The organism is Pseudomonas endophytica, assembly GCF_001411475.1.
Lineage (GTDB): Bacteria > Pseudomonadota > Gammaproteobacteria > Pseudomonadales > Pseudomonadaceae > Aquipseudomonas > Aquipseudomonas endophytica.
In genome coordinates this window covers 1-11,668 of sequence record NZ_LLWH01000026.1, presented here as the reverse complement: position 1 = coordinate 11,668, position 11,668 = coordinate 1, and the positions used below count along the sequence as shown (strand labels likewise).

Annotated in this window: 13 protein-coding genes; 8 read left to right on the top strand and 5 right to left on the bottom strand. The window is 57.0% G+C overall.

The window, feature by feature from the left end; translation table 11 throughout:
• Positions 1–419 (top strand): aldehyde dehydrogenase family protein (locus tag AQS70_RS03485; protein WP_156354984.1); only part of this gene is annotated, 419 nt, incomplete at its 5' end.
• Between the two features lie 149 nt (positions 420–568).
• A complete protein-coding gene (locus AQS70_RS03480) occupies positions 569–1,717 on the top strand; it encodes an MFS transporter (RefSeq protein WP_055101535.1) in 1,149 nt (382 codons plus the stop codon).
• A gap of 62 nt (positions 1,718–1,779) precedes the next feature.
• On the opposite strand, the gene AQS70_RS03475 is transcribed toward AQS70_RS03480, so the two are convergent.
• Both AQS70_RS03475 and AQS70_RS03470 read right to left on the bottom strand, forming a co-directional pair.
• Positions 1,780–3,345, bottom strand: coding sequence for a phospholipase D family protein (locus tag AQS70_RS03475; RefSeq protein WP_055101534.1), 1,566 nt, complete (start codon positions 3,343–3,345; stop codon positions 1,780–1,782).
• Positions 3,345–4,781 (bottom strand): aminotransferase-like domain-containing protein, encoded by a 1,437-nt coding sequence (locus tag AQS70_RS03470; RefSeq protein WP_055101533.1) that lies wholly within the window; start codon positions 4,779–4,781, stop codon positions 3,345–3,347. Before AQS70_RS03470 ends, AQS70_RS03475 begins: the two co-directional genes overlap by 1 nt.
• A gap of 169 nt (positions 4,782–4,950) precedes the next feature.
• Here AQS70_RS03470 and AQS70_RS03465 point away from each other — a divergent pair, with 169 nt between their 5' ends.
• Positions 4,951–5,142, top strand: coding sequence for a DUF1127 domain-containing protein (locus AQS70_RS03465; RefSeq protein WP_055101532.1), 192 nt, complete (start codon positions 4,951–4,953; stop codon positions 5,140–5,142).
• Between the two features lie 92 nt (positions 5,143–5,234).
• On the opposite strand, the gene AQS70_RS03460 is transcribed toward AQS70_RS03465, so the two are convergent.
• On the bottom strand, positions 5,235–6,536 hold the full coding sequence (locus AQS70_RS03460; RefSeq protein ID WP_055101531.1) for an NAD(P)/FAD-dependent oxidoreductase: 1,302 nt from the start codon (positions 6,534–6,536) through the stop codon (positions 5,235–5,237).
• A gap of 147 nt (positions 6,537–6,683) precedes the next feature.
• Here AQS70_RS03460 and AQS70_RS03455 point away from each other — a divergent pair, with 147 nt between their 5' ends.
• Entirely contained in the window at positions 6,684–7,037 is a 354-nt protein-coding gene (locus tag AQS70_RS03455; RefSeq protein WP_055101530.1) for a YkgJ family cysteine cluster protein, read from the top strand.
• 7 nt (positions 7,038–7,044) lie between these two features.
• Here the strand turns inward: AQS70_RS03455 and AQS70_RS03450 are convergent, their stop codons facing one another.
• Positions 7,045–7,797, bottom strand: a complete 753-nt coding sequence (locus tag AQS70_RS03450) for a hypothetical protein (protein ID WP_055101529.1) — start codon at positions 7,795–7,797, stop codon at positions 7,045–7,047.
• 151 nt (positions 7,798–7,948) lie between these two features.
• Here AQS70_RS03450 and AQS70_RS03445 point away from each other — a divergent pair, with 151 nt between their 5' ends.
• The 3 genes from AQS70_RS03445 (at position 7,949) to AQS70_RS03435 (ending at position 9,904) form a co-directional block, all read left to right on the top strand.
• On the top strand, positions 7,949–8,584 hold the full coding sequence (locus AQS70_RS03445) for a 2OG-Fe(II) oxygenase (protein ID WP_055101528.1): 636 nt from the start codon (positions 7,949–7,951) through the stop codon (positions 8,582–8,584).
• Positions 8,581–9,081, top strand: coding sequence for a 2-thiouracil desulfurase family protein (locus AQS70_RS03440; RefSeq protein ID WP_055101527.1), 501 nt, complete (start codon positions 8,581–8,583; stop codon positions 9,079–9,081). The genes AQS70_RS03445 and AQS70_RS03440 overlap by 4 nt, the downstream gene beginning before the upstream one ends.
• Before the next feature lie 91 nt (positions 9,082–9,172).
• Positions 9,173–9,904: a carbonic anhydrase gene (locus AQS70_RS03435; protein ID WP_055101526.1), complete on the top strand. Its 732-nt coding sequence runs from the start codon at positions 9,173–9,175 to the stop codon at positions 9,902–9,904.
• 87 nt (positions 9,905–9,991) lie between these two features.
• On the opposite strand, the gene AQS70_RS03430 is transcribed toward AQS70_RS03435, so the two are convergent.
• Positions 9,992–10,627, bottom strand: coding sequence for a hypothetical protein (locus AQS70_RS03430; protein ID WP_055101525.1), 636 nt, complete (start codon positions 10,625–10,627; stop codon positions 9,992–9,994).
• 258 nt (positions 10,628–10,885) lie between these two features.
• Between AQS70_RS03430 and AQS70_RS03425 the strand changes: the two genes are divergently transcribed.
• On the top strand, positions 10,886–11,521 hold the full coding sequence (locus tag AQS70_RS03425; RefSeq protein WP_055101524.1) for an SCO family protein: 636 nt from the start codon (positions 10,886–10,888) through the stop codon (positions 11,519–11,521).
• The last annotated feature ends 147 nt before the right edge of the window (positions 11,522–11,668 follow it).

Genomic DNA, 11,668 nt, shown 5'->3' with positions numbered 1-11,668 from the left:
CTGGCCACAGTGAAGGCGCAAAACTGGTCACGGGCGGCAAGCAAATCCTCCAAGAAACCGGTGGCACCTACGTTGAACCGACCATTTTTGATGGCGTCAGCAACGCCATGAAAATCGCTCAAGAAGAAATATTCGGCCCAGTGCTGTCAGTCATCCCTTTCGACACCGCCGAAGAAGCCATCCAGATTGCCAACGACACGCCGTATGGCTTGGCGGCTGCGGTATGGACTGCAGATATTTCTAAAGCTCACAAGACTGCCAAAGCTCTGCGCGCGGGTAGCGTTTGGGTCAACCAATACGATGGCGGCGATATGACCGCTCCGTTTGGCGGCTTTAAACAGTCGGGTAATGGTCGTGACAAGTCGCTGCACGCCTTCGACAAGTACACCGAACTGAAAGCCACTTGGATCAAGTTGTAACACGCTAAACGCAACACCCTGCGGGAGCGGGCTTGCCCGCGATGGAGGCGTCTCAGTCTGCACACAGACGACGGCGTTGCATCGTGGACGAGCCCGCTCCCGCAGTGGTTTTCACCACCACAAAAACAGTTATCCACAGGAGCGCAGTCATGCGTTGGGCGACTTATTTCGCCGTACTGGCCTCGGTACTCAGCGTCGGTTTAGCGCTGGGCGTGAGCATGCCATTGGTGTCATTTCGGCTCGAAAGCTGGGGCTATGGCGGGTTTGCAATCGGCGTGATGGCAGCCATGCCCGCCATTGGCGTGTTGGTCGGAGCCAGCGTGGCCAGCAAGCTCGCGGCGCGCTTTGGCACGCCAGCCCTGATGCGCTTATGCCTGTGGGCCGGCGCGCTGTCCATCGGGTTATTGGCGTTGCTACCCAGTTACCCGATATGGCTGGTGCTACGGCTGCTGATCGGCGTTGTACTCACGGTGATTTTTATTCTGGGCGAAAGTTGGATCAACCAATTAGTGGTCGAGCAATGGCGCGGCCGATTAGTCGCCCTGTATGGCTGCGCGTACGCCCTAAGCCAACTGTCGGGGCCGCTGCTGTTGGGCGTGGTGGGTTCAGAAGACGATTACGGGTTCTGGATCGGCGTGGCGCTGCTGACACTCGCGCCTTTACTGCTGCTGGGTCGCGACGGCGCACCTGTCACCGAAGCGTACCGGGTGACCTTCAAGGATCTGCGTGAGTTCTGTCGCGGGCTGCCGGCGATTGCGTGGGCCGTGGCGCTGTTTGCAGCCTTTGAGGCGATGATTCTGACCCTGCTGCCGATCTATTGCCTACGCCAAGGGTTTACTGCCGACATCGCATTGGCGATGGTCAGCACCGTAGTGGTAGGCGATGCCTTGCTGCAACTGCCCATTGGCGCCCTGGCCGACCGCGTATCGCGGCGCGCTCTGTTCACCGGTTGCGCGGTGCTGCTGATGCTGTCGAGCCTAGCCGTGCCGCTCTTGCTCAATACATTACTGATCTGGCCGCTGTGGGTGATTTTCGGCGCCAGCGCGGGGGGGTTGTTCACCTTGTCGCTGATTTTGATCGGCGAACGCTATCGCGATGACGCGCTGGTGCGGGCCAACGCACACGTGGCGCAATTGTGGGGCATTGGCTGCCTCATCGGGCCTTTGGTCGCAGGCGCTGGCAGCCAATGGATCAGCGGCCACGCTTTACCTCTGTTGATGGCAGCCGGGGCGTTTGGCTTAGTGATCCTGCTGATGCGCCAAGGCGCGTTCGGAGCGGAGCAAACCGCCGCGCCATGACCACCGCTAGAGCGAGCTTGCTTGCGATCTTTTAAAGGTCAAAAGATCACCAAGCACGCTCGCTACAACATTTTCTCCAGCCCTACACGCGTGCTAAACCACGCATTCAACCGGCGCCACCAACTGCCCGGCTCGCGATCAAGGGTATGCAGGTGCCCGTCATCTTCGGTCACCCAGACAACCTCTCCTTTCTCAAGCTGTGGCTCATAACTCAACGCTGGCGCCATACCCTGCAAGGCCAGATCCCGCGCCTGCGCAGCCAGCTGCGGGCTGTCCACCAATACCCCCACTTCGGTATTCCACAAACCCGAGCGCGGATCAAAATTGAACGAGCCGATAAATGATTTTTGCTGGTCGAAGATCATCGCCTTGCTGTGCAAGCTCGAATCAGAGCTCAAGCCCGGCTTAAACAGGTGCAACCCGCTCCCACCCGTACTGCCAGGCTGACGACGCAACTCATACAGCTTGACCCCGTGCTCCAATAACGCTTTACGGTAAGGCGCGTAGCCACCATGCACAATCGGCACGTCTGTGGCTTCCAGCGAATTGGTCAGTAAGCGCACATCCACCCCTGCATCTGCGTGGCCTGTCAGGTACACCAACCCCGTTTCGCCGGGCACAAAGTAAGCCGAAACCAAGATCAGCTCTTTGTTAACGCCAGCAAGATCAGGAGCCAACTGTGTGGTCAGCAACAAATGCGGATCCGGCTCGCCTTCGGCCAGCACCTTGCTCGGCGCATCCCATAACGCTTGGTTCCAGGCCCAGATCAACTCTTTGCGCCACACGTCCAATTGCGGGCTGGTCTCGTAGGCAGCGAGTTGCTGATACAACGCTTGGTGAGCCCGTTTGGACGTTTGGAGTGACGCCTCCAGCACACTTCGCGCTTCAGAGAGTTCACGATGCGACAAGCGCGATGATACAAAGTCGCCAATGGGCTGGCTCAGCGCGCTGTTCCAGTACTGATCGAAGCTATGGCCCAACTGCTCGGCCACTGGGCCAACGCTGAGCAAGTCGATGTCAGTGAAGTTCAAATCCGGCAGAGCATCGAAGTACTCATCGCCCAGATTGCGGCCGCCGACAATCGCCACGCTGTTGTCCGCTAGCCACAACTTGTTGTGCATACGCCGGTGCTGACGCGAGAGATTAAATAGCCGCCCCATGGCGCGCGTCACGCCGGTGCTGCGGCCCAGTTGTAGCGGGTTGAACAGCCTGAGTTGAACATTGGGATGGGCCGCTAGCGTCGCCAAGAGATTGTCGTGGCCGTCGCTGGTGGTGTCATCGAGCAAGATACGCACCCGCACCCCGCGGTCGGCAGCTTTAAGCAGCTCATCGATTAACATGCGAGTACTTAGCCCGTCACTGACGATGTAGTACTGCAAGTCGAGGCTGGTTTGCGCGTTGCGGATCAATTCGGCACGCGCCCAAAACGCCTCGCTGCTGTTGGGCAACAAACGAAACCCCGAGCGGCCTTGATAGGCAGCCGCCTGCGCCTGAATTGAACGGCCAAACGCTGAGTCAGAGGCGGGTAAAGACTGGCTCGGCTCACGGTTTACTTGCACAGTGCTACACCCTCCCAACCACAGCGCGAACAGCAAGGTACCCAGTAATTTCAACGTGTGGTGCCCCATCAATGCGCGCCGTGTTCAACGGTTTCAGCCAACAGTTTGCTGGCCGTGACGCCGACTTTACGCACGGCCTCTTCAATCTGGAGCGTTGGTTTGGCTGCGTAGTTCATTCTTAAGCAATGACGGTATTTGCCCGAGGCAGAAAAAATACTGCCCACCGCAATCTGCACACCTTGCTCAAGCAGTACGCGGTTGAGGCGCAAGCTGTCAAAACCTTCTGGCAGCTCCAGCCACAGCAAGAAGCTACCCTGGGGTCTGCTTGCGCGCGTGCCTTCGGGAAAGTAGCGGCTGACCCAACCTAGCATCAAGTCGCGATTACGCTGGTATTGCATCCGCATTTTGCGCAAATGTGGTTCGAAGTGACCGTTCTCCAAGAAGTCAGCCACGGCCAGTTGCGGTTGTGGCGCAGTCGACCCAGTGCTGATGTACTTCATGTGCAGCACCCGCTCCAAATAACGCCCCGGCGCGACCCAGCCGACACGCAACCCAGGCGCTAGGGTTTTGGAAAATGAACTGCACAGCAACACGCGGCCCTCATCATCGAACGACTTAACGGTGCGCGGACGGGGGTAGGTATAAGCGAGTTCGCCATATACATCGTCCTCAATAATCGCCACGTCAAAACGCTGGGCCAACGTCATTAACGCGCGTTTTCGGGACTCGGGCATGATGTAACCCAGCGGGTTGTTGCAACTGGGGGTAATTTGAATCGCCTTGATCGGCCATTGCTCCAGCGCCAACTCCAAGGCTTCAAGGCTGATACCGGTCAGAGGATCGGTGGGGATCTCCAGCGCCTTCATGCCCAGCCCTTTCAGGGTTTGCATGGCGCCATGAAAGCTCGGCGAGTCAACCGCCACAATGTCGCCCGGTTCACACACTGCCCGAATACTGCACGACAGCGCTTCATGGCAACCGGTGGTGATCACCAAATCCTCGGCGCTCAATTGACAGCCCGAGTCGAGCAACAAGCGTGCGATTTGCTCACGCAAAGCCAGCACACCATAGACGTTGTCGTAGTACAAACCAGGTAAATCCAGACGACGGCTGATTTGCGCCAAGCTGCGCAACAGCGGCTTGATAGTAGGCGTGGTGATGTCCGGCATGCCGCGCCCCAACTGAATCACGTCTTTTTGCGGCACCGAACGCACCAGTTCCAGTACCTGCTCCCACTGCGAAATTTCTACCGGGCGCTGCGCTGGTTTGCCCATACCGGGTAAAGCCGGTAACTCACGTTCCATCGGCACGAAATAACCCGATTTTGGACGCGGAGACGCCAGCCCGTGGTCCTCCAAAAACCGATACGCCTGCTGCACCGTACTCAGACTCACACCATGCTCGACGCTCAATGCCCGCACTGAAGGCAAGCGATCTCCGGGCCTGTAAAAGCCCTGTTTGATACGTGTACCCAGCAGCTCGGCAAGATTGATGTAAAGGGTCATGGCGGGACTCGAGAAAAGGCGACCAGTACAGATAGGACAAAAACCGAGGATTCAGCGCTCAAACCCCACCCTCTGTATGCAATTAAAACCTAGCGTTTGAATCTGTCATGGTTTTAGGCGTAAAGCCATCATGCTGGCTCTAGATAACAGAGTCAAAAGGAGCTGCCAAATGAACGCATTAAGCGATGTACACCCGTCACCCAATCGCCAGCCTACCCACTTGGGGCGCTGGGGTCTGTTCTGGCATCGCTCACGTACTCGCCGCGCCTTGCTAAACCTAGACGCACAGCAGCTCAAAGACGTGGGTTTGAATCCTGAGATGGCCACACACGAAGCCCGCAAACCGTTTTGGCGCTCTTGATACAGATGTTAGCGCCCACAAATTGCTCGCGATCTTTTGATGTTGCGGTAGAAGATCAAAAGATCGCAGGCTGCGCCAGCTCCTACAAGAAATTAGGTGAGTTCTTTCAAGCGGTGCCACAACATACCCAGCGCCAATAAGGGCGAGCGCAAGTATTTGCCGCCGGGGAAGGTGATGTGTGGGACGTTGTTGAACAGATCAAAGCCCGTACTTTGTTGGCCGCTGATGGCCTCTGCCAGCAACTTACCCGCCAAGTGCGTGGCATTCACTCCATGCCCCGAATAAGCCTGTGCGTAATACACATTGGGTTGGTCTGGCAGACGGCCAATCTGCGGCAAACGGTTGGCACCAATACCGATCATGCCGCCCCACTGGTAATCAATCTTCACCTCTTTAAGATGCGGGAAAACGTCCAGCATCTTGGGCCGCATGTAGGCGCCAATATCCTGCGGGTCGCGGCCCGAGTAGTGGCAAGCGCCGCCAAACAATAAACGACGATCCGCCGAAAGCCGGTAGTAATCCAGCGCCACACGCTGATCACACACGGCCATGTTTTGTGGGAGCAAGGCGTGGGCCTGAGCTTCGGTCAACGGCTCGGTGGCGATGATGTAGCTGCCCGCAGGCAGCACTTTGCCACTCAGCTGCGGGTTCAAGTCCTTAAGGTAGGCGTTGCAACCCAGAACCAACGTTTTGGCTCGAACGGTGCCAAGGGCTGTGTGCACACGCACTTCGGGGCCGTAATCAATGCGCGTGACCGCTGAATGTTCAAACAACTTGACGCCCAGTTGAGCCGCAGCGGCTGCTTCGCCCAATGCAAGATTGAGCGGGTGCAGATGCCCAGATCCCATGTCGATAAGCCCGCCCACATAACGATCCGCGCCCACCACCGTGCGCACTTCGCTGGCTTGCAGCAGGCGGGTTTCATGGCGGTAACCCAAATCACGCAGTTCTTGCGCCTCCTCGGCAAACCCTTCAAGGTCGCGGGGTTTGTTGGCTAGGTCGCAGTAACCCCAGGTCAGGTCGCAAGCGATGTTGAAACGCTCGACGCGCTGGCGAACGATCTCCACAGCTTCCAGCCCCATCAACTTCATGTGCCGCACGCCGTCTTTACCGACAACGCCTTCGAACTGCTCTAGCCCATGGCCAACACCGCGAATAAGTTGTCCACCGTTACGCCCACTGGCGCCCCAACCGATCTTGTGAGCTTCGAGCAAGACAACACTCATACCGCGCTCGGCCAACTCCAGCGCGGTGTTCAGCCCCGAAAAGCCACCACCCACCACACACACGTCGGCCACCAACTCACCTTGCAACACCGGATGGTCAGGCTGCGGCAAGCTGCTGGCGGCGTAATAGGAGGCGGTATGTTGGCTGCGCTGAACGGGGGCGCTCATGTGCGTAATCCTGATTGTTTATGTTTGGAAAATTTTACAGAGCATAAGCCGTGCCAATCCGAGGGGGCAAGACCAGCCGTACGGTGCTGTCTAGGCCAGTGCTTTTCAGGCAGACTCTGCGACCTTTTAACGCCCGGGAAGCTTTAGATGAGTTGCAACAGTCATAAAATCCGCTTTCTCCGGCAGCAAATCCCTTCGTTTGAATGCGTGCCGGGTTGCCATGACTGCTGTGGGCCGGTGACCACGTCATCTGAGGAAATGGCTCGTTTGCCACGTAAGACGCCAGCCGAGCAAGAGGCTGCTCTAAACGAATTGAACTGTGTGCACCTTGGGCCTAACGGCTGCACTGTGTATGACGAACGTCCGTTGATTTGCCGCCTGTTCGGTACCACCCCGACGCTACCCTGCCCCAATGGCCGACGCCCGGCAGAGCTGATTCACCCAAGTGCAGAGAAGTTGGTGCATGAGTACATTGCCAGCACCCGGCAAGTATTGGTGTAAAGCGCCTTTATTGGGCCAGGCTTGAGGTGCTTTGCCCTACAGCAAGCCCGGCCCGAATCGCAGCCAACGCTGCCACATAGTAGGTTTTACCGTCAGACGATTCCGCGAAGGTAACAAACTCTTCCAGCTCTGGGTCCGACAGGTCGCGGTACACATACAGCAGCGTGTTATCCAGCTCACCGGCGATTTGCTCAACTAGCCGCTGGCGCTGACCATTTAACGTGCTTTGTACCTGCGCGCCGCCCAGCAGCCCCGGGATCATGGCGCTCAAACTGTCAGCCGCTACCCCGGCAATCGCCAGCGTCACCTCAGCCCCGGCTTCACTCGCAGGCAAGGCGTTGGATAAATGATTGATCAGCAACTGACGCGTGGCACTCGCCTCAATACGCGGCAAACCTTGGGCATGCTGGGCCAGTTGATCACGGCGAGTGGCCAGCAGTTCGGCGGCCACGATTTTACGCCCCAGCTCGGACTGGAAAAATATCAGGGCCGGATCAGGGTTCGGTAATTGCTGACGCATTTGCCCCTTGGCCCGCTGGTCCATTGCCTGCGCGGCAAAGCGCTGGCTGCTGTTGTTGACCAACGCCTGATACACCGCAGGCGGTAGATTGTTGCGATAACGTTCTTGGGCAGCCGTGAGTGCATCAGTGAAGTGCGCACGTTGCTCGGGCCAGCCCGCAACGGTGAATAGATCATCGAGGTGGTCTGCCCATGCGGGTAACGAACTAAACATCATTAACAGTAAAAACAAGCGGCGCATGAAGGACTCCTGTCAGCTAGGCGCTATTGTCCGGGGCCAGCCTAGGACTTGTCGAGAAGTCGTCTCGTCCCAAAGGCTTTAAATGACCTGATGAAATATTTCTGCTTGGTCAGCTAGACGGAGCTGTCAGATTTTCGGGCGTGTCGATATTATGCGCGCCATGCAAATACCCTCTGATCACCCGCTGTTGCTACGCATCGTTGACGACCTGTACGCGCAGGGATGGTCACAGCAAAATATTTTCCTGCCCGAGGCTTTGACCCTCGAACTGGCGGCTGAGTGCCATAAACGATCGCTTGAGGGCGAATTGACCCCGGCGGCCGTAGGCCGTGGTCCCACGCATGAGATTCGCGAGGGTATTCGCGGCGATCATATTCAATGGCTGGAGCCGGGAGAGACTCCAGCCTGCGACAGCTATTTAGGGTTAATGGAAAGCCTGCGAATCGCCATGAATCGCAGGCTTTTTTTGGGTCTGGAAGACTTTGAAAGTCACTTCGCGCTCTATCCGCCCGGTGCGTTTTACCTACGGCACCTAGACCGCTTTCGTGATGACGATCGCCGTATGGTGTCAGCTGTGCTCTACCTCAATCAGGCGTGGCTGCCTGAACATGGCGGGCACTTACGCATGTACCTTGACGGCAATGTCGACTATGACGTGCTGCCAACGGGCGGCTGCTTAGTGGTCTTTCTCTCGGGCGAAATCCCCCATGAAGTGAAGCCCGCCACACGCAACCGCCTGTCGCTGACCGGCTGGTTTCGGCGCCGTGCCACTGAGGTGGTGTTATGAGCAGCAAAGTGCTGGTCAGTCGTTGTCTATTGGGCCATCGCGTGCGCTATGACGGCGGCGCCAGCGGCCCGTATGACCTATTGACCCAATGGCTAAGCGAAGGCCGAGTCATTGCACTGTGCCCAGAAGTGGCTGGCGGCTTGCCCACGCCGCGTGCGGCGGCTGAAATCCCTGGCGGGCAAGGCACGGAGGTGCTCAATGGCCGCGCCGCCGTCATGACCACCGGCGGTGAAGATGTCACCGAAGCCTTTATAAGCGGCGCCCATCAGGCGCTGGCGCTGGTGAGGCAGCATGGCATTGGCCTAGCGATCCTTAAAGCCAATAGCCCTTCGTGCGGTAATCGCCTGACCTACGATGGCCGTTTCAGCGGGACCAAGGTTGCAGGCCAAGGCGTAACCGCCGCCTTGCTCAGTGCAGCCGGGGTTCAAGTGTTCAGCGAGCTTGAGCTGGCCGAGGCCGCCGAGGCGCTGGCATTGTTGGAGAAACACGCTTTATAGGTGTGAACGCTTAGAAGATCGCGACCAAGCTCACTCCTACAGCGTTTATTGTTCAGGTAATATCCGGTGCCACTTTGCCTAGGGGATTTATATGAGCGACAAGCAGAAACCACAACCTACTGCCTCTCCCGCCAACCCTTCGCCCGCCGAAAGCGCCGATGCGGCGTTGCATCATATCGTTGATGGGTTTTTACACTTCCATAACGAAATCTTTCCTGAACAAGAAGCTTTCTTCAAAAAACTCGCGACGGCGCAAAGCCCACGGGCGATGTTTATTGCGTGCGCCGACTCGCGCATTGTCCCAGAGCTGATTACCCAAAGCGCGCCGGGCGATCTGTTTGTGACACGTAACGTCGGCAACGTCGTCCCGCCTTACGGCCAGATGAACGGCGGCGTTTCAACCGCCATTGAGTACGCAGTGCTGGCGCTGGGTGTGCAGCACATCATTATTTGTGGGCATTCGGATTGTGGAGCGATGCGCGCCGTCCTCAACCCCGGCACCCTAAAAAAGATGCCCACGGTAAAGGCTTGGCTACAGCACGTTGAAGTGGCCAAAACCATGGTGCATGACAACTGTAACTGCGCCACTGAAGCCGAAAGCATGCACGTGCTGACAGAAGAGAACGTGATCGCTCAGTTGCAACATTTACGTACTCACCCGTCAGTGGCGTCACGCATGGCCAGCGGCCATTTGTTCATTCATGGCTGGGTCTACGACATCGAAACCAGCGCGATCAAAGCGTACGACGCAGACACCGGCCTCTTCCGACCACTGGACGGGACCAACCCCATACCAAGTGCGACACCCAAAGCACGGTTTTAACGCGGCGGCTGTAGGAACGAGCTTGCTCGCGATCTTTTGATCGTTACACACAAAAGATCGCAGCCAGCGCCTACAGAGTGACGTCTGTTACAACGACAGCTCGACACCCAATTGCTTGGACAGGCACGGCCCGCGTTTCCACGCGGCTCCCGTCTGCGGGCTGGTCAGTTTTTCGCGGTAGGCTTCAACGGACTCCAGCGCAAAACTATCTTCATTGAGCAGATTGTCGACGGCGTGATGCACGGCCTCGTCGAGCTGGTTGGCAAAGTCTTCGCCTATCAGTTGGTGGGCAATCAGATTGGCGACGGTCATGTCCAACGGAATCAGCGGCTGATAAAAAAGGTTGATGTAAAGGTCATTGATCTCTTCGACCAAGCGATGCGCTAGATAAGCCTCATCCAGCAACCCCTCAAGCCCTTCGTGACCTTGGAGCAATGAAAGCGGCTGAGTAAAAAACTGCTCGGCAATTTTCAACACGGGGTCAATTTGTGATTCGATACCGGCTTCACGTGCCACCGCATGGGCGGCATCGAGCAAATCCGGTACTTGGTCGATGTAGGCGCAGACAAAACGGGTCATCACTGCGGTTGAGTCGAGCTCAGGCAATTGAATCGCGGTATGAAGGTGAGGAAGCTGGGTAGCCAAGTGCTTGGCGAGCAGGCCACTATTGGCATCAAGTGCTTGGGCACGCGAGATCTGCGCGCGAATGTTGGCGGTGTTCATCGGAATTCCAGGGGTGGCGCTGAATCAAGGAAGAGCTTTAAAAAGAACTCGGTGCAAAGATGAGCCTTTTTTCAGGGGCGTATTGTCGATCATTTTGTATTTAGGGAGTGAGTGCCATTTGTCGCGGGGGCAGGTTCTGATGTGCGCGCATAGTAACCGATCAGTATTGGACCGTGGCACTGTGCCGCACGCCGCGCTCTAGCGCTTCACGTACGCTGCCTCATTAGCGTTGCTTATCCACCACCTAGTGATGAACCTATGACTAAATCCCAAAGAAACGTCTTTATTCTGGTCGCGCTGATTGCACTGGCCATGGGCTTGGCGTTTAACAACCTGATGACGAAACCCAATCAGGGCAACAGTGCTGCAAGGTCAGAGGCCGGGATTATTTTACTGCCGCAAAGTCGCCAGCTTCCCGCCATTACCTTGACCAACCAAAACGCTGAACCGGTGCTTATCAACGAGTTGAAAGGTCAGTGGAGCCTGCTGTTTTTCGGTTACACCTACTGCCCGGACATTTGCCCTACGACCCTCTCTCAGCTGCGTCAGATCAAAAGTGAACTGCCTAAAGAAGCTCAAGACAACCTGCAAGTGGTGCTGGTCAGCGTCGACCCAAACCGGGATACCCCTAAGCAGCTTAAAAAATACCTGAGCTACTTCGACCCGCAATTTGTTGGGCTGACACCGAGATCAATCGAGGAACTGCAAACTCTGTCGAACGCCGTGAGCATTCCGTTTATCCCAGCCGATACCCGCAAGCCGAATTACACCGTTGATCACAGCGGTAATCTGGCCTTGATCGGGCCGGACGGCACTCAGCGTGGTTTTATCCGCGCACCGTTCAACACGCAAAAGATGGTTGCCCAATTACCAGGGCTGGTAGAAGGCAAGTAACGCTGGGGCTGAAATCAAACGTAGGCGCTGCTTCTGCTTTGCGTAGGAGATTCCCTGTCGTCCAGACGCCGCGCTGTCGCGCAGCAAACGTGCTAAGTCTGTAGTTGCCGAAACACCATCGCGCACGGTGTTTGGATGCATCTCTGT